Below are 25709 nucleotides of genomic sequence, written 5' to 3' on the forward strand. Positions count from 1 at the left end.
ATCCCGCCACCGCCGCCGCCGCTCAAGACCTAGAACATCGCCACGCATCACCAGCCTCCGCATAAGACACGTCGCTAACGACGTCGTTATGCACGTGCCTTACCCCGTAACTGACCATTCTGGCAGGCGGTCCCAACCGGGTGATTACCATGTTCCTTGCCACCGCATACACGCTAACGCCCTTGCGTAGCGCCTGCACGGCGTAGAGGTGACGCAAGCTGTACAAGGTGAACTTCTTGTCGAAGGTATTGGTGACGATCTTACCCGCCTCCAGCACAGCGTTGAACTGGTCACCCAGTGAGATAATTTGACCACCGCTGGGCATGACAAACAGATAGTCATTTTGGACTGCACCCTCGGCCTTGCGCCGTGTTAGCACGCGGTCGATCCATGCCTTGCAGTTGACGCGGGGAATCACATCGCGTTCGCCCGTCTTGCCACGCACTACCAACCGATAGTTTTCGCGACCTTCATCGTCTTTGAATGGATGGATATCGCGCAGCTTGAGTCCGTTGAGTTCCCCGACACGCATGCCCGTGTTGGCAAGGATCAGCACGTAGTCTCGCAACATCGTTCGGCTGTCCACCCATGGCCGGTGGTGCACCTCTGTGATGCGTCGGCGCAGCGTCTTGTACAGGGTGGTGTACTCGGCCAATTCAAAGGCCGGGCGGACTATGCGACGCTCGATCTTGAACTGGTATGTGGGCAAGGGCAGCGTACCTCTGTAGCCGCGCTCTGTGGCCCACCTGATCAGGGTCTTGCCATGTGTAAGGTCAAAGGCCAGCGTCTTGTCCTGCGGGTGCAGCTTGGCATTCTTGGGCATAACTTTGAACTTGGAATAGTAGGCTTTGCGCCAAGGGATAAAGTCGGCCAACTCCTTGTTGCCGATTCTGTCGATGCGCAGCTTGCCAGCATACTCGAGCCAAAACTTGTTGACCCGTTTGATCTGGCGCAGCATTGCGTCGCTGGTCTTGCCACGTTGGTTATCCAGCTCACGCACCTTGGTGTATTCGTCGATGACCTGCTTGAACGTGGGTGCTGTGTATTGCTCACCACGTTCCTGCTTGATCTCAAACTCCACCAGCTGCCGACGTGCAAGTTTGCGTGCTTCAGCTTGGCTGCTGGTCTTCAATGACCGGTAAACGTATTGCTGCGGCGCTGTCTTCAGCCGCATGTAGTAGGTGCTCTCGCGCTTGTAGATTGCGAGGTTGTCTTCCAGATAAATCGAACTCATGCCCTAAAATCCTTTTGCTTGGCTATGATCTGTTTGAGACAGACCAAGCTTGGCACGTTGAAGGATGGGCTACGTGTGGACGCATCATCGTTACGGGCACAGATGCTTGATCTGCCTATAACGCATGGTTGGTGCAGCTAGGGGTTGCCTATACTTTGCCTATAAACACGTTACTTTACAGTATTGTGCAGGGTTTGTGCATAGGCAAGAGGCCGGAAAAAATATCCTAACCTATTGATTTTATTGACTTAAGCCAGCTTGCCGTGGCAGTGCTTGAACTTCTCGCCCGAACCGCATGGGCAGGGATCGTTGCGTGACGGATTGCCCCAAGTCGAAGGGTCCGCTTCCACGAAACCTGCGGCTGCTGCGGCCACGGCGGGCGTTGCGACCGCGGCTGCCACAGGGGCCGGCGGCGCTTCGACTTCGGTGGCTGCACGGGCGGCTTGCTGTTGCGCCATCATCTGCGCCATCATCGCCTGCTGCTCTTCCGCCGTCATCGGACGGATCAGCCCCAGCTTTTGCGTCACTTCCTGGCGCAGCGAATTCAGCATCGATTCAAACAGCGCAAAGGCCTCGGTCTTGTATTCGTTAAGAGGATCGCGTTGCGCGTAGCCACGGAAGCCAACAACTGTGCGCAGGTGCTCCAACGTCACCAGATGCTCGCGCCACTTGGCGTCAATTGTCTGCAGCAAAAGCTGCTTTTCGATCGAGCGCATGGTGTCGGGGCCAAAGGCCTCCAGCTTGCTCGCCATCAGCTTGTCGCTTTCGGCGATCAGACGTTCCAGCATGACGCCTTGGTCAACGCCTTCCTCCGCGGCCCATTTGATGATGGGCAAATCCATGTTCATCTTTTCGATGACCGCGGCATATAGGCCGGGGGCATCCCATTGGTCAGCGTAGGATTTCGGCGGCAGGAAGAAGGTCACCAGATCTTCGGCCACTTGATGGCGCATGTCTTGGACGATCTCGCCGAGGTCTTCCGATTCCATGATCTCCAGCCGCTGGCCGAAGATGGCCTTGCGCTGGTCGTTCATCACGTCGTCGAACTTCAAAAGCTGTTTGCGGATGTCGAAGTTGCGGCCTTCCACCTTGGCTTGGGCACGCTCCAGCGATTTGTTCACCCAAGGGTGAACGATGCTTTCGCCTTCCTTGAGGCCAAGGGTAGACAGAACCTTGTCGAGCCGTTCCGACCCGAAGATCCGCATCAGATCGTCTTCCAGTGACAGGAAGAACGAGGACCGGCCCGGGTCGCCCTGACGGCCCGAACGGCCCCGCAGCTGGTTGTCGATTCGGCGGGATTCGTGGCGTTCGGTTGCCAGAACGAACAGACCCCCGGCGGCCAGAACGCGGGCCTTTTCCTCGGCATGTTCGGCTTCGATCTTGGCGCGCACTTCGTCGGGGTGCAGATGCGGGTCGGCGGCGATGGCCTCCAGCACTTTCAACTCGACATTCCCACCCAACTGAATGTCGGTGCCGCGGCCGGCCATGTTGGTGGCGATGGTCACCGCACCAAATTTGCCGGCGTCCGCAACGATCTGCGCCTCTGCCTCATGCTGGCGGGCATTCAGGACGTTGTGGCTGATGCCTGCGGCTTTCAACATGTCCGACAGCGCCTCGGATTTCTCAATCGAGGTGGTGCCGACGAGGATCGGCTGTCCCTTCTCATGCGCGGCGCGGATCGACTTGACGATGCCTTCGTACTTTTCGCGCGCGGTGCGGAAGACCTGATCATGATCGTCAATCCGGCTGACCGGGCGGTTGGTCGGCACTTCGACAACGCCCAGCTTGTAGATTTCCATGAATTCATCGGCCTCGGTGGTGGCCGTGCCGGTCATGCCCGAAAGGCGGGTGTACAGGCGGAAGTAGTTCTGGAAGGTCACGGAAGCCAGCGTCACGTTTTCCGGCTGAACCTTGACGCGTTCCTTGGCTTCGATGGCCTGGTGGAGGCCTTCTGACAGGCGGCGGCCGCGCATCATGCGGCCGGTGAATTCGTCGATCAGCATCACTTCACCGTTCTGGACGATGTAGTGCTGGTCTTTCTGGTACAGTTTGTGCGCCCGCAGGGCTTGCGTGACATGGTGCACGATCGTCGTGCTTTCGGGATCGTAAAGGGATTGGCCGTCAGGCAGCAGGCCAGCGGCGCGCAGGCGAAGTTCGATGAACTCGTTGCCTTCCTCAGTATAGGTCGCCGAGCGGGTCTTTTCGTCCAGCTTGAAATGATCTGCGGTCAGCTCCGGGATCAGCGCGTCGATCTTCTGGTACAGGTCGCTGCGGTCCTGGCTGGGGCCGGAGATGATCAGTGGCGTGCGGGCTTCGTCGATCAGGATCGAGTCGACCTCGTCGACGATCGCAAAGTTGTGGCCGCGTTGGGCCATTTCGGCAATCGAGGCCTTCATGTTGTCGCGCAGATAGTCAAAGCCCAACTCGTTGTTGGTCGCATAGGTGATGTCGGCGCGGTAGGCGGCCATCTTTTCGTCGTCAGGCTGATAGGGATACACTACGCCCGTGGTCAGTCCCAAAGCCGAATAGACCTTGCCCATCCAGCCCGCATCACGTTTGGCCAGATAGTCGTTGACGGTGACGACATGGACACCCTTGCCGGACAGTGCATTGAGATAGGCCGGGAAGGTCGCAACCAGCGTCTTGCCTTCACCCGTGCGCATCTCGGCGATATTGCCTTGGTGCAGGAAAATGCCACCCATCAACTGCACATCGAACGCCCGCAGACCCAAGGCACGGCGCGCGGCCTCACGGCAGTTGGCGAAGGCTTCGGGCAGTACGGCGTCAAGGCTTTCGCCGCCTTCCTGCACGCGCCGCTTCAACTCGGCCGTTTTGGCTATGATGCCGTCATCGCTCAGCGCGGCGAATTGCGGCTCCAAGGCATTGATCTTCGCCACCAAGGGGCGCACCGTTTTGACTGCGCGGTCGTTGGGCGTGCCAAAGACTTTCCGTGCAAGCGTTCCAAGACCCAGCATCATCACTCCGCCCGACCAATTCAATTCCGCCAGCGAGGTGCTGACACGTTCGTGTGAGGCTTGGCCTTGCCCGCACCCATGTCACCCAATAGAAGAGCCGGGCAGGTTGGCCACCCTGTGCCCGGACCATTCCAATGGGACGTGTGCGATTTAAGGTCTGGCTGTGCCATAGTCAACGCTGCGCGGTGCCGCAGCCACATCAGGAGCGTGTGAGATGACAAAACTTTACGGGTTCTGTGCCGCATTGGCACTGACAGCAGCCTTGGCGCTGCCGGCGCGGGCCGAAGATCCAACGGCGGCGACGGTGCTTGCGACGGTCAACGGTGTGAATATCACGCTGGGCGATGTCATCGTCACGCGGGACGGTCTGCCGGCGCAATACCAATCCCTGCCGGATGATCAGCTGTTCAAGGGCATTCTGGACCAACTTGTCCAGCAAGAGGCCCTCAAGCAATCGTTGGGCGATACCCTGTCCAAGAAGGACAACATGGCGCTGGATGGGCTGAAGCGCAGCTATCTGGCCAATGAGGCGATGATCGCCGGCATCAAGGACTCCACTTCGGAAGCGGCGATCCAGAAGGCCTATGACGCCAAGTACAAGGACATGGCCCCGTCGCTGGAATACCACGCCTCGCACATCCTGGTGGACAGCGAAGACAAGGCCAAGGCAATCCTGGCCGAAATTCAGGGTGGCAAGGCTTTCGCGGACGAGGCCAAGGCCAACTCCAAGGACGGTTCAGCAGCCAATGGCGGCGACCTTGGCTGGTTCGGTCTTGGCGCGATGGTCAAGCCGTTTGAAGATGCTGTGGTTGCTGCGCCGGTCGGCAAGGTTGTTGGGCCGATCAAGACGGATTTCGGCTGGCACCTGATCCTTGTGACCGAGACGCGCAACAAAGCCGCGCCGGCTTTGGCCGATGTGCATGACCAGATCGCGCAAGAGGTCCAGAAGGCCGCCATCGCGGACTTCATCAAGGGCGTGACCGATAAGGCCAAGATCACCCGGGCCGACACGACGGGCATTGACCCGGCGATCATCAAAGACCTTACTCTGTTGGACAAGTAAGCGAGGACCCCATGGGCAAGACCGATTGGAAAGCTGAAGCAAAGGCTTTGAAGAAAGAGCTGAAGGCGCTGCACGCAGGCGCCGAGGTGACGGATGCTTCAACACCTGCTCCGGCCAAGAAGGCCAAACTGGTCTCGCCCTTGGCGCCCGAGCGCTTTCCTGACCTGCCCTTGATCCGCGGCGTCGAATTCGCCGCGGTCGAGGCCGGGGTGCGTTATCAGAACCGCAAGGACGTGATGCTGGTCCGTCTTGCCCCAGGCACTGCGGTAGCGGGGGTGTTCACGCGGTCGACCACAAGGTCGGCCTGCGTGCGCGATTGTCAGGCCAAGATTGCGATGAAAGTGCCCGCCGATGTCGGCGCTGCCATCATTGTGAATTCCGGCAATTCCAACGCCTTTACCGGCGCAGTGGGGGACGCCTCTGTGGCCGCCATCACCGAAGGTGTGGCTGCGGCACTTGGCATTCCCGCCTCCCGTGTCTTTTCTTCATCGACGGGCGTCATTGGCGAACCTTTGCCGCATGACCGTATCCTGACGGCCATTCCAGCCCTGCAGGCGGGGCTGCGCGAGGATGCCATCGTGATGGCGGCCCAAGCCATGATGACCACCGACACCTTCCCCAAGGGCGCTGCAGCGACCATTGAGGGCGAGGGTGGCGTGATCCACATCGCCGGCATCGCCAAAGGCTCGGGCATGATCGCGCCGGATATGGCGACGATGCTGGTCTATATCTTCACGGATGCTAAAATCCCCGCCGCCACGCTGCAAAAGTTGCTGTCGCGCAATACCGATGCGACCTTCAACTCGATCACGGTGGACAGCGACACTTCAACCTCTGACACGCTGCTGCTGGCCGCGACTGGCCAGTCAGATGCAGCGCCCCTCAAGGGCGCCATCTTGAAATCCTTCGAATCCGCCCTTTCCGACGTTATGCTGAACCTTGCCCATCAAGTGATCCGCGACGGGGAAGGCGCTACAAAATTCGTCGAGGTCAACGTCACGGGGGCGACTTCCAATACGGATGCCCACAAGGTCGCATTGGCCATTGCCAACTCACCGCTGGTGAAGACTGCGGTTGCAGGACAAGACCCCAACTGGGGCCGCATTGTTGCCGCCATCGGCAAATCTGGGGCTGAGGCGGACCGGGACAAGCTGTCGATCCGCTTTGGGGATATCCTTGTCGCCGAAAAAGGTTGGCGCAATCCGAAGTACCGCGAGGAGGACGGCGCGGCCTATATGCTGCAACCCGAATTGGTCATCTCTGTCGACATGGGGTTGGGCAGTGGCAAGCGCAAAGTCTGGACCTGCGACCTGACCAACCGCTACATCGAAATCAACGCCGACTACCGGTCCTGATTTCCGTCAGGCCGAATATCAAGCGGTCCGGGGAAAGCCTGGATCGCGCAGCCGGAATCGCATCATGAAGATCGTCCTTGTTTCTGCCGTTGCCCTGATCGACTCCGATGGCCGCGTTCTTCTGGCGCAGCGGCCTGCAGGCAAGTCGATGGCCGGTCTGTGGGAGTTTCCCGGTGGCAAGGTTGAACCGGAAGAGACCCCCGAGGCCGCGCTGATCCGCGAACTGCATGAAGAGTTGGGGATCAATACCTGGAAAAGTTGCCTGGCCCCCCTGACCTTCGCCAGCCACGCCTACGAGAGCTTTCATCTTCTGATGCCGCTTTTTGCCTGTCGGCGTTGGGAAGGGATCCCCACGCCGCGGGAAGGTCAGGTGCTTTCTTGGGTCAAACCCGAGCGGCTGCGTGACTATCCCATGCCGCCAGCCGATGTGCCACTGATTCCAATTCTGCGTGACTGGCTCTGACATTCCGCCGAAAACGGATCAGGATAATCTCGTCTTTGTCGATCAAGTATGCTTTTGGATAGGGTCAGATTCGCATTTTGCCGGTATCTTAATCATTTATTTACCCTTAACATTTTAAAAAGTGACACGTTGTTGAGGGAACGGGCCGTGATCGAGAACCATCTCGATCGGAAGCAGTGTCTTCATCCAGGGTACCTTTGTCCGTGACATGAGTGACGGACAGATTGCTGTGCGTGTGTTCAGCGGCACATTTGTCGGTCGCCCGGTAGAGCCCTACAAGGCTCCCGAGCTGGCGAGCGCCTGAATTCGGGGGCGTTCGATCAGATCAACCCGAAACGCTAGCCGTGAAATGGAAAAGGCCGGGCGTTTGCCCGGCCTTTCTGTTCTCAACATTCTGATCAGGCCAGAGTGCGCTGGATTTCCTGACGTTCAAAGATTTCGATCACGTCGCCGGACCGGATGTCTTCGTAGCGTTCGAAGGCCATGCCACATTCCTGACCCATCGTGACTTCCTTGACCTCGTCCTTGAAACGCTTGAGCGTCTTGAGCGTGCCTTCGTGGATGACCACGTTGTCGCGCAGCAGACGGACCCCAGCGGACCGGCGGGCAACTCCTTCGGTAACCAGACAGCCGGCCACGTTGCCGATGTTGGTGATCTTGAAGACTTCTTTGATGGTCGCATAACCGATGAAGGTTTCGCGGATCTCGGCTTTCAGCAGGCCAGAGGCAGCCTTCTTGATGTCATCCACCAGATCATAAATGATCGAGTAGTAGCGCAGCTCGACGCCCTTCTGGGTGGCCGACGCACGCGCCATTGCATTGGCGCGGACGTTGAAGCCGATGATCGGGGCCTTGCTGGCTTCCGCGAGGCTGACATCGCTGTCGGTGATGGCACCAACACCAGAATGCAGCACGCGGACGCGCACCTCTTCGTTGCCGACTTTTTCCAAAGCCTGAACAATCGCCTCGGCAGAGCCTTGCACGTCGGCCTTGACGATAACCGGCAACTCGGCAACCGATTGGTCCGCCTTCGCCTTGGCCATCAGCTGTTCCAGCGTGGTCGCAGCCCCAACCGCAGCACGCTTGTCCTTGGTCGCCTTCTCACGATAGTCGGCGATTTCACGGGCTTCCGCTTCGGTGTTGACCACATTCAGCGTATCGCCGGCATGCGGCGTACCCGACAGACCCAGAACCTCTACCGGAACGGACGGACCGGCTTCGGTGATCGTCTCGCCCTTGTCGTTGATCAGGGCACGGACCTTGCCCCACTGCTCGCCGACGACGAAGATGTCGCCTTTGCGCAGGGTGCCGTTCTGCACCAGAACCGTCGCGACCGGGCCACGACCGGAGTCGAGCTTGGCTTCGATGACGGCACCAGCGGCCTGTCGGTTCGGGTTGGACCGCAGTTCCAAAATTTCCGCCTGCAGCGAAATCGCCTCAAGCAGTTGATCCAGACCCTTGCCGGTCTTCGCCGAAACCTCGACGTCCTGCACGTCGCCCGACATTTCTTCCACGACAATGTCGTGTTGCAGAAGGTCGGTCCGCACTTTCTGCGGGTTGGCTTCGTATTTGTCGATCTTGTTGATCGCCACGATGATCGGAACCTTCGCGGCTTTGGCGTGTGCGATGGCTTCAATCGTCTGCGGCATCACGGCGTCATCGGCTGCGACCACGAGGATCACGATGTCGGTGACATGCGCCCCACGTGACCGCATCGACGTAAACGCCGCGTGGCCGGGGGTATCAAGGAAGGTCACCAGCTGGCCATTCGGGGTTTTCACCTGATAGGCGCCGATGTGCTGCGTGATCCCGCCAGCTTCGCCCGACACCACGTTGGCGTGGCGAATGGCGTCCAGAAGCGAGGTCTTGCCGTGGTCGACGTGACCCATGATCGTCACAATCGGCGGACGCGTGATCAGGTCTTCGGACTTGTCCTTGACCGTGTCGATCGCCTGTTCGACGTCTGCATCGGTCACACGCACAGCGCGGTGGCCGAATTCCTCAATCACCAGTTCGGCAGTGTCTGCGTCAATGGCCTGGTTCATCGTGACCATCATGCCCATTTTCATGAGCGACTTGACAACATCAGCCCCACGCTCCGCCATGCGGTTCGCAAGTTCGGAGACCACGATGGTTTCCGGCAACTGCACATCGCGCACTTGCTTTTCGGGCTTGAGGCCCATGCCGAGGGCCTTTTGACGGGCTTTCTCTTGCTTGCGCTTCATCGCAGCCAGGCTGCGCTGACGGCCACCTTCATCTGCAACGGCGTCAGACAGGGTCAGCTTGCCAGCGCGACGGCCTTCTTCACCCTTGGCCTTGTTGGCGGCACGTTCGCGGTCTTCCCGCTCACGGTCCGTGCGGCGGGGCGGCAGGCCGGGCTTTGCAGAAGCCGGGCCACGCGACACGGCGTCATCCTGCGGCGCAGCCGGAGCCGGACGCCCAGCCGGAGCACGGGCAGAGGTCGCCTGGGATCCATTCTCGTTACGCGGTGCTGACCGCGGCGCGGCGGCCTGCGCCGGTGCCTTCTTGGCCTCTTCCGCGGCCTTGGCAGCCGCTTCAGCGGCGGCTTTCACGCGCTCTTCTTCTTCAGCTTTGGCGCGGGCAGCGGCCTCGGCGGCGCGGGCCTCGCGTTCCTTGGCCTCATTCTCTTCGCGCTTGCGCTGACGTTCTTCCTCGCGCGACCGTTCATCTTCGGCACGCTTGGCGTTGTCTTCTGCTTCGCGGGCCTTGGCGGCGCGCAAGGCGGACAGACGACGTTCCATCTCGGCGTCTGAAATACCAGCCGGGCGCTTGGACGGATCGCCCAGACGCGGCGAGGTGGCCACAGCCGCCCCAGTGCCAGGCGTCGGCGCGGCGCCCTTGTTCGGCACCACCGTCAGCTTGCGCTTGACCTCGACCACGACGCTTTTCGTGCGGCCATGCGAGAAGCTTTGCTTCACCTGACCGGAACGAGGTGCGCCACCCAGGCCGAGGGGTTTTTTGCCGTCTGTATCGCTCATGCGTCCTACATATCCTTCAAGGCGGCATCGTCGCCGCCATCATGCCCGGTGGTCTGCTCCCGCATACCGCCCAGCCTTGCCGCTTCCTCTACAACACGAGTCGTCAGGGTACCAGCCGCAAGCGCGGCGTGTATCGCACGTTCGCGTCCAAAGGACAAACCCAATTCCCTTGCCGTAAGGCAACCAATGAATCTGCCACCAATTTCTGGCGGCCTCAGTTTCGTCTTGCCGCGCTCGGACCCGTCTGATGCCTGAACCAGAACCCGCGCGCGGCCGTCCATCAGCCATTCCTTCACCTTCTCGTATCCCGTCACGGCGGCATTCGCCTTGCGACACAGCGAGATGGATTCCTGCACCCGTTTCAGCAGCAGCAGCTCGACCAGATCGGCCAGGCCATCGGGCACCTTCACGGGTTGCTTGGCAGCGCGGGCAAACAGGCCCTTCGCCGCCGCTTTCTCGATCGCCTTGCGATCCGCCGAGACATAGAAGCCACGCCCCGGCAGTTTCGCCAGAATGTCCGGCGTGACCACGCCCTCAGGGTCCAGACAGAACCTGATCAGTCCCGACTTTGGCTGAACTTCCCCGGTCACAATGCACTTGCGTTCGGGTTCGTCCAGATCGGTGGTGCGGCCGCCGCGGGTCAAAGGCGTTCCGGGGCTAAGTTAAGCCCCGGCCTCCTCTTCTGTGGCGGCTTCCAGCGCGGTTGGGTCAACCCAGCCGAGCATCACACGCGCCGTCATCACCAAAGTCTGGGCTTCTTCCAGGCTCATCTCGAACTTCTCAAGGATCCCTTCATCCTTCTTGCGCTGGCCATTTTCGGTGGTCCAGCCGCCCGACAGTTCCCAGTCGGCGCAAGTCGCGAAGTCTTCCAGCGTCTTGATGCCCTCTTTGCCAAGCGCTTCCAGCATCTGGGGCGTCAGGCCTTCGAAGGACAGCAGTTCGTCCTGAACGCCAAAAGCCTTAGCGTTTTCAAGAGCTTTGTTGTTGGCGGCTTCCAGGTAATCCCGCGCGCGGGCCTGCAACTCGCCAGCCGTACCTTCGTCGAAGCCGTCGATGGACAGCAGTTCGTCGGTTTCGACGTAGGCCACTTCTTCCAGATTGGTGAAGCCTTCCGAGACCAGAAGCTGCGCCATCATCTCGTCAATATCCAGCGTGTCCATGAACAGCTTGGTGCGCTGGGCAAACTCTGCCTGACGGCGGGCCGATTCGTCGGTTTCCGTCATGATGTCGATGTCCAGAGCCGTCAGCTGGCTCGCCAGACGGACGTTCTGACCGCGACGGCCGATGGCCAGCGACAGTTGTTCATCGGGAACCACCACGGTGATCTTGCCGACTTCTTCGTCGATCACGACCTTCGAGACTTCGGCAGGTTGCAGCGCGTTCACAAGGAACGTCGCCTGATCCTGGTTCCACGGAATGATGTCGATCTTCTCGCCCTGCAGCTCGTTCACCACGGCCTGAACGCGCGAACCGCGCATACCAACGCAGGCGCCAACCGGGTCAATCGAGTTGTCATAGCTGATCACGGCGATCTTGGCACGGCTGCCCGGGTCGCGGGCGACGGCCTTGATCTCGATGATGCCGTCATAGATTTCCGGCACTTCCATCTTGAACAGTTCGGCCATGAACTGCGGGTCGGTCCGGCTCAGGAAGACCTGCGGGCCACGGGCCTCGCGGCGGACGTCCTTGATATAGGCGCGGATGCGGTCGTTCGGGCGGTATGATTCGCGGCCGATCTTCTCGTTCCGGCGCAGGATGGCCTCACCGCGACCGATGTCGACGATGATGTTGCCGTATTCCTCGCGCTTGACCTGACCGTTGATGATCGTGCCTTTGCGGTCCTTGAATTCGTCATATTGGCGATCACGCTCGGCTTCGCGGACCTTTTGCAGAATCACCTGCTTGGCCGATTGGGCGGCGATTCGGCCCAAGTCGACTGGCGGAACCTCGTCGATGATCTCGTCGCCGATCTTGGGGTCGACCTTCAGGGTCGCCGCCTGTTTCAGCGTGATCTGCGCGTGGTGATTCTCCAGCAGTTCTTCTTCCACCACGGTGCGGATGCGGGCGAAGGTCGCGCGACCGGTCTTGCGGTCGATCTTCACCCGGATGTCCATCTCGGCGCCGTAACGCGACTTGGCGGCGCGGGCGAGGCTGTCTTCCATCGCCTGGATCACCAGATCCGGGTCGATCATCTTTTCGCGCGCAACGGCCTCGGCGGTTTGCAGAAGCTCCAGCTGGTTGGCAGAGGTAATCGCCATCGGTACTCTCCCGGCTTAGTGATTGGGCTTAGTGTTTGGTGACTTCAGGTTTTGTCTGATCGGCGGAATCTTCTTCCTCGCCGTCGGACTGTTCAATTTCGTCGAATTCGGTCTCATCGATGTCCAGCACTTTGCGCTGGCGCAGCATTTCGGCGATCAGTTCATCGGTCAGGATCAGCTTGGCATCTGCCAGCCATTCGAAGTTGAGGCCGATGGTAACGTCTTGGCCACCCTCCTCAATCTCGATCAGCACGTCGTCGCCTTCAACGCCCATCAGTCCACCCTTGAACCGCCTACGGCCGTCGATCAGTTCTGTCGTCTCGATCCTGGCTTCCCAGCCCTTCCACATCTCGAAATCCTTGAGACGGGTCAGCGGCCGGTCGATGCCGGGGGAGGAAACTTCCAGCACGTAGTTTTCTTCGATTGGATCTTCGACGTCCATCACGGCAGAAACGGCGGTCGAAATGTCGCCCAGTTCATCCACGCCGATGCCACCCTCGGGACGGTCTGCCATGATCTGCAGGATGCGGGTCGCCCCGCCCATCAAGCGAACGCGCACCAGTTCGAAGCCCAAGCCTTCAATCACCGGGGTGATGATGTCGGCCAAGCGGCGGTCCATTGCGGTTTTGGCGATAAGGTCAGACATGCAGGGTGTCCCAAAAACAAAAAACGGGCCGAGAGGCCCGTGTGACGATCGGTAGCTTCAGGTTTGGACCCTGAAACCTCTGTTGAAGGCGATATAGGCGCGATGCCCCTTGGTTGCAAGACAAATGCGCAAGGTCCGGGTGGCGGGTCGGGTCTGGCCCCGTCAGACTGGCCAAAACAGGAGGCCAAGATGCGCTTTACCCCGATTCTGACCCAGACTGTCCGCGCCTATCAATCCGGTGCATTGGATGCCAACGGGCAGATGCCCGAACGGCATGTCAGCGATGGCGATGGCAACCCATGCCGGCATTGTTTGCGAATGATTCCCGAAGGCGCCCCGATGCTTGTCTTGGCCCACCGTCCCTTTCCGGCGCCACAGCCCTATGCCGAAGTGGGACCGATCTTCCTCTGCGCCGAACCCTGCGAGGCCGGCGGCGGGGAGGCGCTACCAGAGGTTCTGAAATCGCCGAGCTACATCCTGCGGGGCTATGGGCCGAATGACCGGATTGTCTACGGCACCGGTGCCGTGGTGGCGACCGACAATCTGCAGGCCGAGGCTCCTGCCCGCTTGGCGGACCCGCGCGTGGCCTATCTTCACGTCCGGTCGGCCCGCAACACCTGCTTTCAGGTGCGCATCGACGCCTAGCGCCGAAAGGGCTTGGGGCGCAGCCCCTGATCCGCGCTGCCCGCGACCTCTGCAATGCGGGCGGCGCGGGTTTCGGCTGTTCTGGCCGTCTTGACCCACTCCAGCGCGCCACGCTTGATGGTTCTGGGGTGGCTTTCCCAGACAGCGCGTGCCTTGTCCGTCAAGGCGGCGTCAAGGTCAGGCGGGATGATCAGCGCCTCGACATCATTCAGGAAATCCCACATGCCGTTGGCCTGTGCCATGGCGATCTTCGCCTCGCCCGCTTCGGTCATGGCCCCTGAGGCGCGGGCGCGTGCGACATGGGCCTTGTTGACCGCGGACCAGGCCGACTTCGGATTGCGCGGCGCAATCAGGATCATCGAGCGATCCGCATCAAGCACCCTGACGACGGAATCGATCCAGCCCCAGCACAGCAGCTCTTCCGTGATCGGACCGGTCGGGCCAAGGAAGTCCGGGTGGTGCTTCTTGTAACTGGCCAACCAGACCGGGCCCGGCGCGCCATGGTTCTGCGCAAGCCAGGTATGCAGGTCCGCCCGTGAGCGGATGGTCACGATCGGCGCAGTGTCGGCAGCACCCATCAGATTGGCCTTTCTCCGCGTGCCAGCATCGCCACGAACTCTTCCAGCTTGCGCGCGCGGGTTTCCGGGCGCTTGGCGGTTGTCAGGCGATAGTAGATGGCAAAACGGTTCTTGCGATCAAGGGTCGGCAATGCCGCTGCCGCCGCCGGGTTCTGCGCAATGGCTTGCAGAAAATCGTCCGGCAGGTCCGCCCCTCGGCCCCCGGAATAGGCGCGTTCCCAGCGCCCATCGGACTTTGCTGCGGCGACATGGGCCAGACCGGCCAAAGTCATCCGCCCCGCCGCGATCAGTTTTTCGGCATGGGCGGTGTTCTTCGCGCTCCATGAAGACCCTGTCTTGCGGGGGGTGAAGCGCTGCATCCACTGAGTTTCGTTTACGGTCTTGCGGATGCCGTCGATCCAGCCATGGGCTATGGCCCCGATCACGGCCTGCTCCCAGTCAATCGAGGGCGGGCCGCCCTTCTTGTGATACAGGACCCAGACCTCCGTCGCATCAGGATGGGCGGCAAGCCAGCGCCACCAGTCATCCGGTGTGGCGAAGGGAAGGGGGCTGGTCATCCCCAGCAACTGCCGTGGGTGCTGACCGTGCCAAAGACCACGTCGTGCATGATCCGTCCCGGCATCAGGGTGAATGCCCCTGCGATCACCAATGCACCCAAAAACAGCAGTTTCATCCCGCGGGCGTGTTGGGCAATCCGGTGTTGTCGGGCGCGGTGGATCGCGAAGGGCAGCGTTGCGAGGGTCAGGATCGACAGCAGGTGGATGATCGAAAAAGGGCCAACGGTACAGATCGTGTGGATGAAGAAGGAAGAGCCCGCAACAACCACCATCAGGATCGCCCAAGCCCAGCCCATCACGCGATGCGATGGGGTGCCTTTGGGACGGTACAACTGGACCGCCCCCAAGACGATGGCCAGCAACGCGGGAAAAGCATGCATGCGAACGGCAAGACCTGCGGACAAAAGCGGGGAAAGCGTCATGCGAAGGGCTCCTTTCCTAAGGGAACGCCAAGAATGGCTCTGACAAAATACCGGGAGCCGAAATCGCGGGCAAGATCCTAGTGGGCCGCAGCCCAGTTAACCCCCTGCCCAGCCTCGACAATCAGCGGAACCTTCAGACTGACTGCCGGGTGTGACGCGCCTTCCATCACGGCTTTCGCCGTTTTGATCAGCACGTCGGCTGCACTTTCGTCAACTTCGAACAGCAGTTCGTCATGAACCTGCAGCAGCATCTTGGCGGGGATGTCTGCGATGGCTTGGGGCATCCGGATCATGGCGCGGCGGATCACGTCGGCCGCCGTGCCCTGAATCGGTGCGTTGATGGCGGCGCGTTTGGCGAAACCGGCACCCGGGCCCTTGGCATTGATCTCTGGCGTGTGGATCTTGCGGCCGAACAGGGTTTGCACGTAGCCATGTTCCTGCGCGAATTTCACCGTCGCGGCCATGTATTCCTTGATGCCGGGGAAGCGCTCGAAATAGCGGTCGATGAAGCCCTGCGCCTCGGCCCGCGGAATGCGCAGGTTTCGGGCAAGGCCGAAGCCCGAGATTCCGTAGATCACCCCGAAGTTGATCGCCTTGGCGCGGCGGCGAATGTCAGAAGTCATCTGGTCCAGCGGCACGTTGAACATTTCCGAGGCGGTCATGGCGTGGATGTCGATCCCATCGCGGAACGATTGCTGCAGAGCGGGGATGTCCGCGACATGGGCCAGAATGCGCAGTTCGATCTGCGAATAGTCCAGCGAGACCAGAAGCTTGCCCTTGGGCGCCACGAAGGCCTCGCGGATGCGGCGGCCTTCTTCGGACCGCACCGGAATGTTCTGCAGGTTAGGATCGGACGAGGCAAGACGCCCGGTCACAGCGCCGGTGATCGAATAGCTGGTATGGACCCGCCCGGTTTCGGGGTTGATGTATTCCTGCAAGGCATCGGTGTAGGTGGATTTCAGCTTGGACAACTGCCGCCAATCCAAGACTTTGCCGGGCAATTCATGCTCGGTCGCCAGGTCCTCCAGAACGTCTGCCCCGGTGCCATAGGCGCCATTCTTGCCCTTTTCCCCACCGGGCAGGCTCATCTTGTCAAACAGGATCTCGCCCAGTTGCTTGGGGGATCCCACATTGAACTTCTCGCCCGCAAGGGTCTGGATCTCTTCCTCCAAGGCGGCCATCTTCTGCGCGAAGGCGCCCGACATGCGGGAAAGCGTCTGGCGGTCGACCTGAATGCCCGCCATCTCCATCTCGGCCAGAACCGGGACGAGTGGGCGTTCAAGCGTCTCGTAGACCGTCGTCACCCGAGCCTTGTGCAAGGTGGGCTTGAACGCTTGCCACAGGCGCAGCGTCACATCGGCATCCTCGGCGGCATATTTGACAGCGGTGTCGATGGCGACCTTGTCGAAGGTCACAGCACTTTTGCCGGAACCGATCAAGTCTTTGATCGGGATGGGTTTGTGATTCAAATAACGCTCGGACAATTCATCCATGCCATGGTTGTGAATGCCCGCGTACATGGCGTAGGACATCAGCATGGTGTCGTCGATGGGTGCCACGTTCACGCCAAGCCGGGCGAAGATCTTGGCGTCATATTTCATGTTCTGTCCGATCTTGAGGACGGCATCATCCTCCAGCAGCGGCTTAAGAAGCGAGATCGCCAAATCGCGCGGCATCTGCCCTTCGGTCACGGTCAGGGCCCCCAGCAGGTCTCCGGTGCCGGTGCGATGAAACAGAGGGATATAGGCCGCCTGACCGGGGTCGACGCACAAGGAAATGCCGACGATTTCCGCCTGCATTTCGTCAAGGCTGGTGGTTTCGGTGTCCACCGCCAGATAGCCGCGTTCGCGGGCGCGGGCGATCCATCGGGCCAGCGTTTCGGCGTCCTGAATGCAGGTATAGGCGGCGTGGTCAAAGGGCATGGCCTGAGTCTCGGGCGCGTCATGGGCGCCTGCCACCTCATAGCCTTTGCCCTCGTCCAATGCTGGCGCTGCGACTTTCAGCTTGTCGGACACGCGGCGGATCAGGGTCTGGAATTCCATCTCTTTCAGGAAAGCCATGACGGTCTCCGGCTCGGGCGCGCGCAGTTCCAGACTGGCAAGGTCCAGATCAATCGGCGTGTCATCCTTCAGCGTTACCAACTGGCGCGACATGCGGATCTTGTCGGCATTGTCCACCAAAGCCTCGCGCCGTTTGGGTTGCTTGATCTCACCCGCCCGGGCCAGAAGCGTATCAAGGTCGCCGTATTCCTGAATGAGCAGCGCTGCCGTCTTCAGGCCGATCCCCGGCGCGCCCGGCACGTTGTCCACCGAATCCCCCGCGAGGCTTTGCACGTCCACCACCCGATTGGGGGCAACGCCGAACTTCTCCATCACCTCATCCAGACCAAGGCGCTTGTTCTTCATCGGATCATGCATGTCGACGCCATCGCCGATCAACTGCATCAGATCCTTGTCCGAGGACAGGATGGTCACCGTCCCACCTGCGGCACTGGCGCGCTTGGCCAAAGTGGCAATGATGTCATCCGCCTCGTATCCCGGCAGTTCAATGCAGGCGACGTTGAAGGCGCGGGTGGCGTCGCGGGTCAGGGGGAACTGCGGGCGCAGATCCTCGGGCAGGGGCGGGCGGTTGGCCTTGTACTCGGGGTAGATGTCATTGCGGAACGTCTTGGCCCCGGCATCGAAAATGACGGCGATATGGGTGGGGGCGTTCTGGTTGCGGGTCGTCGTCAGCTCTCCCCACAGCAGGTTGCAAAAGCCCGCCACCGCCCCGACAGGCAGCCCATCCGACTTGCGGGTCAGCGGCGGCAAGGCGTGATAGGCCCGAAAGATGAAGGCCGAGCCGTCGATGAGATGAAGATGGTGGCCTTTGCCGAACGTCATGGGGGTCTTCCTTGGTCAGAACGAGGTCAATACTGCCACGAACCGGGCGGATCTGCCACTGGCACCCGGGTTGAAGGTGGCAACACCCTAAGGCTTGGACAATCCGGCCGCCTTCATCAGATCGGCCGTGAGCGGCGCATGCAGGATCGTGGCGTCAGGCTGCATCAGTTTGTCGCCATCTTCGGTCGACAGTGTTGCGGCGTCCGTCGACAGCGCCGGGGCGAGAAGCTTGGGGTCAAAGGGGCACCGGGCATAGGACATAGCAAAGGCGCCATCTGCCTGCCCCGTGGCGGAGTACTGGTTCGCATGGGCCACCGTATCGAACGTGGTGGTCTTGATGAAATCCGGCGTGATCTGGTCGATCACGTCATGCAGGAAAGAGCCGACATCCGGCAAGATCCCGTTCAGCGTGCTGCCGCAGGTTTCAAGCCTGTGCGCCGCGTCGTAGGTGCACTGCCCCTTGTCCATGACCAGATAGTGCAAGGATTTGCTGGCCTTGAACGCCTCCAGGTCCACGACGTAGAAGATGTAAGAGCCCGACTTGTCCTGCGTGAAAAAGCTCAGGGCACAGCGGGTAAGATCGTCGGGGCTGGGTGCCGCTGGCGTGCCCGCCGTGGTGAAAGTGCCAGTGAAAGGATAATCATCGGCCTTTGCCGGCACCGTCAAGGCCATAGCCACCCAGAAAGCCAAACTCGCAGATCGAATGAAGTGCATGGCCAAATCCTTTTTGCTGCCGTCGTCAGATTGGCACAATCGGGATGGCCGGGCTATGGTTTCAGTGGTCGCTGTGGGCGTGGGCGCGGTCGATTTCAAACCGCTTGTCGCAGTAGCCGCATTCAACGAAACCTGTGTCCTCGGGAATGGTCAGCCAGACGCGGGGATGCCCCAAGGCCCCTACACCGCCATCGCACGCGACTTTCCAAGAGGTCACCAGTTCGGTTTTCGGCGCGGCTTGGGTCATGGACTTATCCCGGATCATGTTGTCGACCTTGCCATTCTAACCGCTGGAACGCTGGCCACAAGGCCCGGTGATCCCCCGCCCGTCATCGGCAGGATCCCGTCTTGGGGTGGGCTTTGCTGTGTCGGACAGTTGCCGTCGGTCCTGCTTTGTGTCAGTCGCACACTTTCGCTTCACAACGATCACAAAGACGATGACACACATGCTTCTTTCCACCGAAGACCAAGCCATGCTGATGAAGGCCCTGCAAAGCAAATCCGCGGATGTCGTGCAGGCCCGGATGGCCAACGCCCTGCTTCTTTTGTCCGATGGCCTGTCGGTCGAGGATGTGGCCGGGCTGTTGTACCTGACCGAGGATGTTGTGGCGGGCTGGCAGAAGATATTTGCCAAACGGATCGGGAAGGCCGCCTGATGGCGCAGTTCCTCGTCACCCATTCCGGCGGATTTCATGCGGACGAACTGATGTCCACCGTGATCCTGACCCGGCTTTACCCGGCGGCGCGCGTGGTTCGCAGCCGCGCGGCAGAGTGGATCACGCCGGCCAGCGACCGCATCATCTACGATGTGGGTGGCAAGTATGATGCGGCGGCGCGGATTTTCGACCATCACCAGCGTGGCGCGCCCCTGCGGTCGGATGGCCAGCCGTTCAGCTCTTTCGGATTGATCTGGAAGCACTTTGGCCGATCCTATCTGGTGGCCTCTGGCGTGCCAGATCCGCAGGTCGAGGCGATCTGGGCCTCGTTCGACGCCAGCTTTGTCCTGCCGGTGGATCTGGTGGACAATGGCGCTGTCAGTCTTTCCGTCGCAGGTCCCTTGGCCGGTATGACCCTGCCCGGCCTTTTGGAAACGCTGAAACCCGATTTCGACGAGACCGACCCCGAGGCGGAGACGCGCGCCTTCCACTCGGCCCTGACCATCGCCCGCGCCTTCGTCGAGGCGCGCGTGTCGCGCAGTGCCGCCAAGTTGCGTGCCGAAGGTGTGGTCCATCAGGCCATCGTGACGGCAGGCGCTGGCCGTGTGCTGGAATTGCCGATGGGCATGCCCTTCCGCCCGGCAATCGTGAAGTCCGGCGCCGATCATCTGCTGTTCGTTGTTCACCCCCGCGACAAGGACTGGTGCCTCACCGGCATCCGCCGTGCGGATGATGGGTTTGAACTGCGCGCGGATTTGCCCCTCACCTGGGCAGGGCTGACCGGGGCCGACCTTGAGGCGGCCTGTGGCATTGCGGGCGCCATCTTCTGCCACAACGGCCGTTTCATCGCCGCGGCAAAGACACGCGAAGCCGCTTTGGCGATGGCTGACCTTGCGGTGGCCGAGGCTGTCGGGCGCGCCGCCTAAGCGCCCATATACAGGCGGCGGCTGATCTGATCCTCAAGGCTCAGCCAGCGCCGGCCAATCTCGCCACTGGCGCGGTGATCGGCGGCAGTCCGGCGCAGGGTGTCAAGGCGGTCTGGCGGCAGAGATTGCGCGGCATCCAATTCCTCGGCGATAGCGATGAAGGTTTGCGCCGCCTCCAGCCCGCCCAGGCGGGGGGCGGCGTCCTGCGTGACGAAATCCTCAAACGTCAGGCTTGGGGTCCAGCTGAAGCGGGCAAATGCCAGATAGGACAGTTCTACAGTGGCCTGATAGGGCGAGGGCTCGCCCCAGATCGTGAGGCCATTCATCCCGGTCCTGTCACAGACCCGTGCCATGTCAGCAAAGACGCGGGCGTTCAGGGCGTAGCGCTCTGACCTTTCATCGCCGTTCCACTGACTGGCAAACTGGCAGCGCAGGACATTGGGCTGCGTGGGCAGGCTTTCGACATAGCCGCGCTTCAGGCCTTGCTGGATGCGCGACCAGTAGCTGCGGTTGGTCGTGTGCTGGTAGATACCACCCTTGGGCAGGCGGCGCTGCGCTTCGTGGGCGACAGGGTCCAGCAGGTTATCCCACTGGATTTCCGAGTAAATCCACAGGTCCGGCTTGATCGCCTTGGCGGTGCGGTACAGCCTTGGAAAGTTGTCGGCCATGTCGGTGTGGGACCAGTAGTCGCCATGCACCTCCCGCCGCCGCGCCGCCTCGCGTTCATTATCCCGCCGCGCCACGCAGCGGGCACAGCCGCAGACGCCATAGTCGCCAGCCTCGATGTTGATGCCGCCGATGTCGAAGGTCTCGGTCAGCCAAGCTACGCCCTCCTCCATCCAAGCCATGGTCTCGGGCGCGGAGGGGCAGGCGGAGAGGGTGTAATCCGACTTCGGGAAGTTGAGCGGGAAGGCGAGGTCGGCGATCTGGAAGCCCACGCCCTTTTCCAGCGTCGCTGCATGCTGCGGGTTCTGGCGCAGCCAGGTGGCGAGGTTGTATTTGCTGGCGCCCTCCCAATAGACCCCGCCATAGGATCCAATCGCAATGCCCGGCAGGATGCGCACGCCGCGCTCGGTGGCGTAGCGGCAAAGCTCCTGCGCGGCTTCAACGCCTCCGTGCGGGTCGCGCAGGAATCCGTAGATCACGATGGCGGCGATCTTGTTCCGGCTGCAGAAATCCACGCAGCGCTTGTAATCGCGCAGGAAGCCCGAGGGCGGCTTGCCATAGGGGTTGAAGACGCCGATTTCCTGCTGGCCAATCTGGGACAACTCCCAGTTGGTCGAATGATCCCAGGTCCAGAAGGTGCGGTAGGTCAGGCCGGGGGTCTGATCGGTCTGGGTGACGGTCAGGCGGGCGGGGTTCTCGCCGCCCTTGGCGATCAACTCCTCCACCCCGAAGATGACGCCCGAGAAGGGGCCGCCGGTCACCGTGACCTCTGGCCCGTTCACGGTGATGCGGAAACTGCCTTCGGGGCGGGATGGGTCCGTCTTCAGATGCAGTGCTGCCCGCCCGCTGGCCTGCCCTGACTGCCAGTCCAGACCCGGAAACGCTTCCGTCAAGCGCCGAAAAGCATGCGGAGACTGGCCAACCCCGCTGACGATGACCGTTCCTGACAGAGCCTGTTCCATTCAGATCCCTCCGGTTCTGTCGGAAGGCTAGGACGGGTTCGGGCACCTGTCCAGTTCAGTGATCGTCGTCGTCCTCGCTGCGCAGCAGCCCCATGATCTCGCGTTTCATGGCGATGAAGGCGGGGTCGAGGACGATATCCCCAACGCGCGGCCTTGGGAAATCGACCGTCAGCACCTTGCGGATTTGCCCAGGACGGCCGGACATGACGAAGACGCGGTCGGCCAGCAGGATGGCTTCCTCGATGTCATGGGTGACGAACAGGACCGTCTTTTGGCTGTGATCCCAGACCCTCAGCAGCAGACGCTGCATGGTGTGGCGGGTTTGGCTGTCGAGCGCGCCGAAGGGTTCGTCCATCAACAGGACGGCCGGGTCATTGGCCAGCGCCCGCGCAATCGCCACGCGCTGTTTCATGCCGCCGGAAAGCTGCGCGGGGTAGTGGTTGCGGAAGGTGGCAAGGCCCACCTCCTCAAGATAATGATCCACAAGCTTCTTGCGATCCGCCTCTGCAAGGCCGCGACGGCGTGGCCCGTATTCCACATTCTGCGCCACGGTCAGCCAGGGGAACAGGGTATAGCTTTGGAACACCATCCCGCGGTCTGGTCCCGGTCCGGAAATGCCTTTCCCGTCAACGGTGATCGACCCGCCCGTCCGCGTCTCAAGTCCCGCGATCAGGTACAGCAGGCTCGACTTGCCGCAGCCCGAAGGCCCGACGATCACGGCAAACTCGTTGGGCTTCACGTCCAGTGAAATGCCGTCCAGCGCCAGAACGGTCTTTGCGCCGCGGCCATAGCGCAGCGTGACATCGGAAATGGTGATATCGGCGGAAGTGGTCATGTCAGGCAGCCCAAGGGGCGATCACCCGGCGCAGCAGACGGAAGCCCTGATCGGTGATCAGCCCCAGAATGCCGATCATGGCGATGGCGAGGAAAATGATATCAACCTGAAAGCCGCGCATGGCTTTCAGGCTCATGTAGCCCAGACCGGCCTTGGCGGCGACCAGTTCGGCCACGACAAGATAGGTCCAGGCCCAGCCGACCGTCACGCGCAGGATGTCCAGAACGGCGGGCAGGGTGGCTGGAAAGACAATGTGGCCCACCGTGGTCGACCGTTTGGTGCCCAGCGTATAGGCGGCGTTCACCAGGTCTCGCGGCACCGAACGCGCCGCGTCGGCAATCATCACCAGCTGTTGGAAGAAGGTGCCGAAGATGATCACCGCCACCCGCTCGTTCAGGCCAATCCCGATCCACAGGATGAACAGCGGCACAAACGAGGTCACCGGCAGATAGCGGATGAAGTTCACCAGCGGGTCCAGCGCGGCCTGCACCGCCTTGTAGGTGCCCATGTAAAGCCCCAGCGGCACCGCCACGATTGACGACACCACAAAGCCTATCAGCACCACCTGTGCAGAGGCGATCGTGTTGTCCCAAAGCGAACCGTCCGCGGCCAGCTTTGCTGCGGTTTCCAGCACTTTGCCGGGGGTGGGCAGGAACATCGACGGCACATGGTCGCCATCGGCCAGAAACATCCAGCCGCCGATGACCAGACACCAGACCAGCGCGCCCAGCGTCACCGACAGGCCCGCAGAAATCGGGTGATACGGCACGAGGGCCGCAGAAAGTGCGGATTTTTCAGCCACTTGTGGCACCTTGTGTGAAAGAGCCGGGGTCAAGGCCCCGGCACCCTGTCATTTCGCCAGGAAGGAGGTATCGACGAGATCGTCGTATTTCACATCCATGTGCAGCTTGCCAAGCCCGCCCCAGATCTCGCTGCCCAAGGCCACCAACTTGCCGGATTCGCCCGTGGTGCCGTCCTTGAAGAACGCGGCATTGCGGTCCTTGCCGTAGAACGCCACCCCGGCGGCAGAGGCCGCGAAGTCCTTCGGGTCTGACAGCCAGCCACCGACACCCTTGGCCATGATCGCATAGGCCTTGTCCTGATTGGCCAGAAGGTATTCGTGAGCCTTCTCCAGCCCGGCCACCAGCGCCTTCACATCATCCGGATGGTCCTTGATGGTGTCACAGCGCAGCGCGATCACGTCCACGATCAGGCCCGGGGTCTTGTCGGAAGAAATCAGCACCTGGCCCACGTGTTGATCCTTGGCCAGCGTCAGATGCGGCTCCCAGGTCACGGCGACCGGAACCTGCCCGGCCATGAAGGCGGCGGCGGCATCGTCGGCGGTCATGTTGACCACGTTGACGTCCTTTTCCGACATTCCGTTTTGTTTCAACAGGATGTTGAACCAGAACTGGCTGACCGAGCCTTCGTTCATCGCCACATCCTTGCCCTTCAGATCGGCGAAGGTCTTCACATCCGTACCGGCCAGAATGCCGTCACCGCCGTGGCTGTCATCCAGCGCATAGACGGCCTTGAAGCACATGTCGGGGGTGCGGTACTTCATGATCTCGTCAATCGTGGCGGCGGTGCCCTGCAACTCGCCACTGGCCACGCCCGCCATCGTCAGAGAGCCTTCCTCGATGATCTGCGGATCGACGGTCAGGCCCAAGTCACTGAAATAACCCAGTTCTTTTGCCAGAAAGATTTCGCCATAGCCGACCCATGTCGTCATGCCGAGCTTGATTTCCCCAGCATCCGCCGCACCCGGCAGGGCCATCAGGCCCGCCAGCGCCACGCCGGACAGAAACGCGGATTTGGTCATCCTAAACTCCCTGTTCATCGCATCCTTGCGACGCATTCGTTGGCGCAGAAAGCAAACATGCTTCCTTGCAGGACACAATGACGGAATTTCACCCCGATGATAAGGCTTTTCCTTCGCAGGAGTTTGCCCGAAAATTAGGCAGACGCTGGGGTGGAGCGTCTTCCGGCGGCCCGCAAGACCCAAGGCTGCGCAACACCCCGGTACGGGGCGCAAGGGCTTGCGGACGCTGGATTAATCGGCATGATTTGGGGGGAAAACGCTGTCTTCTTTGCGTCTTCCTTCTGTCTTCCTTCCGTCTCTACGCGCGGAGGGGGTGGGGTGTGTTAACCATGATTGGCGAATCGGGGGAGAACATGGATTTGAGGGTCCGTCTGTTTCAGCTTTTCGGTAGGGTCGGGCGCCAAGATGGCAAGTTAGTGCTGTGCTGCGCTTTTCTTTCCTGCCTTTGGCTTTCTGTCCTTTCGGGACTTCTTCCAAAGGCGAATGCGTACACGTCCCGGCCAGTTTCTGAGGCTCCGGAAGGGCCGCAATTTCTTTGTGCATTTGTCATCAGCGATATGATCAAGATTGACGCCAGACTTGGCATCATGGGGGAGTGTCGCAAACCTGAGGCGCAGGTCGTCAAGCTTTCGGACTCTCGGATCGACGTTGAAATGTCATTTCAAAGTACCGATTGGCGCACCAGTCCACTTGGGTTCACAGGAGAGTTGACCAAACCCTCGTCCGATTTCCCGGCCATCTCCGACGATCTCAACTCGGTTTTGGAATGCTTGCGTCGGCCCGTTTCCAACTGCCAGCAGAAGTCATTTCCCGCAGAAGCGGTTGCGTTTCTGGAGCGTGCTTCGCAAGGGCCGGATTTCGTTTCGCATCTGACCGGGACGGTGGACAAAGACGGGAAAGTTGCCTCAGACATCACTCTGAACGCTTTTGTCTACTTAACGGATGCAGGGAGCGCCGTTCTAATCCCCATGGAACCCATTCAGGTTGGTTCGTACGCTTCACGCCCCTACTGGCTTTTCATCAAGAGCCGCTTGAAGGTTGGGTCTTAGCA

23 protein-coding genes are annotated in these 25709 nt (G+C 60.9%); 7 read left to right on the forward strand and 16 right to left on the reverse strand.

From position 1 onward, the window contains the following. Nucleotides 1-22: 22 nt before the first annotated feature. Together AC1Y2B_RS08435 and secA are read right to left on the reverse strand one after the other, a co-directional pair. The gene (locus tag AC1Y2B_RS08435) at nt 23-1234 is read right to left on the reverse strand and encodes a tyrosine-type recombinase/integrase (protein WP_482252634.1); all 1212 of its coding nucleotides are present in this window, start codon (nt 1232-1234) and stop codon (nt 23-25) included. Nucleotides 1235-1482: 248 nt separating this feature from the next. Continuing rightward, a complete protein-coding gene (gene secA / locus AC1Y2B_RS08440; protein WP_482252763.1) occupies nt 1483-4209 on the reverse strand; it encodes a preprotein translocase subunit SecA in 2727 nt (908 codons plus the stop codon). A 214-nt stretch (nt 4210-4423) separates the two neighbouring features. Between secA and AC1Y2B_RS08445 the strand changes: the two genes are divergently transcribed. The 3 genes from AC1Y2B_RS08445 (at nt 4424) to AC1Y2B_RS08455 (ending at nt 7090) form a co-directional block, all read left to right on the forward strand. Then, nucleotides 4424-5272 (forward strand): peptidylprolyl isomerase, encoded by an 849-nt coding sequence (locus tag AC1Y2B_RS08445; RefSeq protein WP_482252635.1) that lies wholly within the window; start codon nt 4424-4426, stop codon nt 5270-5272. Between the two features lie 11 nt (nt 5273-5283). Then, nucleotides 5284-6627 (forward strand): bifunctional glutamate N-acetyltransferase/amino-acid acetyltransferase ArgJ, encoded by a 1344-nt coding sequence (gene argJ, locus AC1Y2B_RS08450; protein ID WP_482252636.1) that lies wholly within the window; start codon nt 5284-5286, stop codon nt 6625-6627. Between the two features lie 64 nt (nt 6628-6691). After that, the gene (locus AC1Y2B_RS08455; RefSeq protein WP_482252637.1) at nt 6692-7090 is read left to right on the forward strand and encodes a (deoxy)nucleoside triphosphate pyrophosphohydrolase; all 399 of its coding nucleotides are present in this window, start codon (nt 6692-6694) and stop codon (nt 7088-7090) included. Nucleotides 7091-7488: 398 nt separating this feature from the next. On the opposite strand, the gene infB is transcribed toward AC1Y2B_RS08455, so the two are convergent. From infB to rimP, 4 genes are read right to left on the reverse strand one after another with little or no spacing between them, the layout of a single operon-like run. Further along, on the reverse strand, nt 7489-10089 hold the full coding sequence (gene infB, locus AC1Y2B_RS08460) for a translation initiation factor IF-2 (RefSeq protein ID WP_482252638.1): 2601 nt from the start codon (nt 10087-10089) through the stop codon (nt 7489-7491). 5 nt (nt 10090-10094) lie between these two features. Next, nucleotides 10095-10733 carry an RNA-binding protein gene (locus AC1Y2B_RS08465; RefSeq protein ID WP_482252639.1) on the reverse strand — a complete coding sequence of 213 codons (639 nt, stop codon included), beginning with the start codon at nt 10731-10733 and terminating at the stop codon, nt 10095-10097. An 18-nt stretch (nt 10734-10751) separates the two neighbouring features. Then, a complete protein-coding gene (nusA, locus tag AC1Y2B_RS08470) occupies nt 10752-12347 on the reverse strand; it encodes a transcription termination factor NusA (protein ID WP_482252640.1) in 1596 nt (531 codons plus the stop codon). 28 nt (nt 12348-12375) lie between these two features. Then, on the reverse strand, nt 12376-12993 hold the full coding sequence (gene rimP / locus AC1Y2B_RS08475) for a ribosome maturation factor RimP (RefSeq protein WP_482252641.1): 618 nt from the start codon (nt 12991-12993) through the stop codon (nt 12376-12378). A gap of 189 nt (nt 12994-13182) precedes the next feature. Between rimP and AC1Y2B_RS08480 the strand changes: the two genes are divergently transcribed. Then, nucleotides 13183-13638, forward strand: a complete 456-nt coding sequence (locus tag AC1Y2B_RS08480) for a DUF1203 domain-containing protein (RefSeq protein WP_482252642.1) — start codon at nt 13183-13185, stop codon at nt 13636-13638. Here the strand turns inward: AC1Y2B_RS08480 and AC1Y2B_RS08485 are convergent. The 6 genes from AC1Y2B_RS08485 to AC1Y2B_RS08510 all read right to left on the reverse strand — a co-directional run bounded on the left by AC1Y2B_RS08485 (nt 13635) and on the right by AC1Y2B_RS08510 (nt 19038). Continuing rightward, a complete protein-coding gene (locus AC1Y2B_RS08485) occupies nt 13635-14216 on the reverse strand; it encodes a YdeI/OmpD-associated family protein (protein ID WP_482252643.1) in 582 nt (193 codons plus the stop codon). The two genes, AC1Y2B_RS08480 and AC1Y2B_RS08485, sit on opposite strands and share 4 nt — an antisense overlap. After that, nucleotides 14216-14773: a YdeI/OmpD-associated family protein gene (locus AC1Y2B_RS08490; RefSeq protein WP_482252644.1), complete on the reverse strand. Its 558-nt coding sequence runs from the start codon at nt 14771-14773 to the stop codon at nt 14216-14218. Before AC1Y2B_RS08490 ends, AC1Y2B_RS08485 begins: the two co-directional genes overlap by 1 nt. Next, the gene (locus tag AC1Y2B_RS08495; RefSeq protein WP_482252645.1) at nt 14770-15195 is read right to left on the reverse strand and encodes a DUF2306 domain-containing protein; all 426 of its coding nucleotides are present in this window, start codon (nt 15193-15195) and stop codon (nt 14770-14772) included. Before AC1Y2B_RS08495 ends, AC1Y2B_RS08490 begins: the two co-directional genes overlap by 4 nt. Nucleotides 15196-15272: 77 nt before the next feature. Beyond that, complete coding sequence (gene polA, locus AC1Y2B_RS08500) at nt 15273-18077, reverse strand: DNA polymerase I (protein WP_482252646.1); 2805 nt, start codon at nt 18075-18077, stop codon at nt 15273-15275. Between the two features lie 87 nt (nt 18078-18164). Further along, nucleotides 18165-18791: a hypothetical protein gene (locus AC1Y2B_RS08505; protein ID WP_482252647.1), complete on the reverse strand. Its 627-nt coding sequence runs from the start codon at nt 18789-18791 to the stop codon at nt 18165-18167. Nucleotides 18792-18852: 61 nt separating this feature from the next. Beyond that, a complete protein-coding gene (locus AC1Y2B_RS08510; RefSeq protein WP_482252648.1) occupies nt 18853-19038 on the reverse strand; it encodes a zinc-finger domain-containing protein in 186 nt (61 codons plus the stop codon). A gap of 199 nt (nt 19039-19237) precedes the next feature. Between AC1Y2B_RS08510 and AC1Y2B_RS08515 the strand changes: the two genes are divergently transcribed. Beyond that, nucleotides 19238-19447, forward strand: coding sequence for a hypothetical protein (locus AC1Y2B_RS08515; protein WP_482252649.1), 210 nt, complete (start codon nt 19238-19240; stop codon nt 19445-19447). Further along, nucleotides 19447-20373 (forward strand): MYG1 family protein, encoded by a 927-nt coding sequence (locus AC1Y2B_RS08520; protein WP_482252650.1) that lies wholly within the window; start codon nt 19447-19449, stop codon nt 20371-20373. Before AC1Y2B_RS08515 ends, AC1Y2B_RS08520 begins: the two co-directional genes overlap by 1 nt. On the opposite strand, the gene AC1Y2B_RS08525 is transcribed toward AC1Y2B_RS08520, so the two are convergent. Genes AC1Y2B_RS08525 through AC1Y2B_RS08540 form a run of 4 tightly spaced genes read right to left on the reverse strand, consistent with a single transcriptional unit; the run spans nt 20370 to nt 24658 of the window. Further along, the gene (locus AC1Y2B_RS08525; protein WP_482252651.1) at nt 20370-22001 is read right to left on the reverse strand and encodes a hypothetical protein; all 1632 of its coding nucleotides are present in this window, start codon (nt 21999-22001) and stop codon (nt 20370-20372) included. The two genes, AC1Y2B_RS08520 and AC1Y2B_RS08525, sit on opposite strands and share 4 nt — an antisense overlap. Nucleotides 22002-22056: 55 nt before the next feature. Then, nucleotides 22057-22836: an ABC transporter ATP-binding protein gene (locus AC1Y2B_RS08530; protein ID WP_482252652.1), complete on the reverse strand. Its 780-nt coding sequence runs from the start codon at nt 22834-22836 to the stop codon at nt 22057-22059. Between the two features lies 1 nt (nt 22837). Further along, complete coding sequence (locus AC1Y2B_RS08535; protein WP_482252653.1) at nt 22838-23638, reverse strand: ABC transporter permease; 801 nt, start codon at nt 23636-23638, stop codon at nt 22838-22840. A gap of 48 nt (nt 23639-23686) precedes the next feature. Continuing rightward, nucleotides 23687-24658: an ABC transporter substrate-binding protein gene (locus tag AC1Y2B_RS08540; protein WP_482252654.1), complete on the reverse strand. Its 972-nt coding sequence runs from the start codon at nt 24656-24658 to the stop codon at nt 23687-23689. Nucleotides 24659-24987: 329 nt separating this feature from the next. Here AC1Y2B_RS08540 and AC1Y2B_RS08545 point away from each other — a divergent pair, with 329 nt between their 5' ends. Then, complete coding sequence (locus AC1Y2B_RS08545) at nt 24988-25707, forward strand: hypothetical protein (RefSeq protein ID WP_482252655.1); 720 nt, start codon at nt 24988-24990, stop codon at nt 25705-25707. The last annotated feature ends 2 nt before the right edge of the window (nt 25708-25709 follow it).

Source organism: Stagnihabitans sp., from assembly GCF_964946895.1.

Excerpts from the sequence above, each read along its gene's own strand:
- AC1Y2B_RS08435 (WP_482252634.1), bottom strand. The coding sequence starts at position 1,234 with ATGAGTTCGATTTATCTGGAAGACAACCTCGCAATCTACAAGCGCGAG.
- secA (WP_482252763.1), bottom strand. The coding sequence starts at position 4,209 with ATGCTGGGTCTTGGAACGCTTGCACGGAAAGTCTTTGGCACGCCCAAC.
- AC1Y2B_RS08445 (WP_482252635.1), top strand. The coding sequence starts at position 4,424 with ATGACAAAACTTTACGGGTTCTGTGCCGCATTGGCACTGACAGCAGCC.
- argJ (WP_482252636.1), top strand. The coding sequence starts at position 5,284 with ATGGGCAAGACCGATTGGAAAGCTGAAGCAAAGGCTTTGAAGAAAGAG.
- AC1Y2B_RS08455 (WP_482252637.1), top strand. The coding sequence starts at position 6,692 with ATGAAGATCGTCCTTGTTTCTGCCGTTGCCCTGATCGACTCCGATGGC.
- infB (WP_482252638.1), bottom strand. The coding sequence starts at position 10,089 with ATGAGCGATACAGACGGCAAAAAACCCCTCGGCCTGGGTGGCGCACCT.
- nusA (WP_482252640.1), bottom strand. The coding sequence starts at position 12,347 with ATGGCGATTACCTCTGCCAACCAGCTGGAGCTTCTGCAAACCGCCGAG.
- rimP (WP_482252641.1), bottom strand. The coding sequence starts at position 12,993 with ATGTCTGACCTTATCGCCAAAACCGCAATGGACCGCCGCTTGGCCGAC.
- AC1Y2B_RS08480 (WP_482252642.1), top strand. The coding sequence starts at position 13,183 with ATGCGCTTTACCCCGATTCTGACCCAGACTGTCCGCGCCTATCAATCC.
- AC1Y2B_RS08485 (WP_482252643.1), bottom strand. The coding sequence starts at position 14,216 with ATGGGTGCTGCCGACACTGCGCCGATCGTGACCATCCGCTCACGGGCG.
- AC1Y2B_RS08490 (WP_482252644.1), bottom strand. The coding sequence starts at position 14,773 with ATGACCAGCCCCCTTCCCTTCGCCACACCGGATGACTGGTGGCGCTGG.
- AC1Y2B_RS08495 (WP_482252645.1), bottom strand. The coding sequence starts at position 15,195 with ATGACGCTTTCCCCGCTTTTGTCCGCAGGTCTTGCCGTTCGCATGCAT.
- polA (WP_482252646.1), bottom strand. The coding sequence starts at position 18,077 with ATGACGTTCGGCAAAGGCCACCATCTTCATCTCATCGACGGCTCGGCC.
- AC1Y2B_RS08505 (WP_482252647.1), bottom strand. The coding sequence starts at position 18,791 with ATGCACTTCATTCGATCTGCGAGTTTGGCTTTCTGGGTGGCTATGGCC.
- AC1Y2B_RS08510 (WP_482252648.1), bottom strand. The coding sequence starts at position 19,038 with ATGACCCAAGCCGCGCCGAAAACCGAACTGGTGACCTCTTGGAAAGTC.
- AC1Y2B_RS08515 (WP_482252649.1), top strand. The coding sequence starts at position 19,238 with ATGCTTCTTTCCACCGAAGACCAAGCCATGCTGATGAAGGCCCTGCAA.
- AC1Y2B_RS08520 (WP_482252650.1), top strand. The coding sequence starts at position 19,447 with ATGGCGCAGTTCCTCGTCACCCATTCCGGCGGATTTCATGCGGACGAA.
- AC1Y2B_RS08525 (WP_482252651.1), bottom strand. The coding sequence starts at position 22,001 with ATGGAACAGGCTCTGTCAGGAACGGTCATCGTCAGCGGGGTTGGCCAG.
- AC1Y2B_RS08530 (WP_482252652.1), bottom strand. The coding sequence starts at position 22,836 with ATGACCACTTCCGCCGATATCACCATTTCCGATGTCACGCTGCGCTAT.
- AC1Y2B_RS08540 (WP_482252654.1), bottom strand. The coding sequence starts at position 24,658 with ATGACCAAATCCGCGTTTCTGTCCGGCGTGGCGCTGGCGGGCCTGATG.
- AC1Y2B_RS08545 (WP_482252655.1), top strand. The coding sequence starts at position 24,988 with ATGATTGGCGAATCGGGGGAGAACATGGATTTGAGGGTCCGTCTGTTT.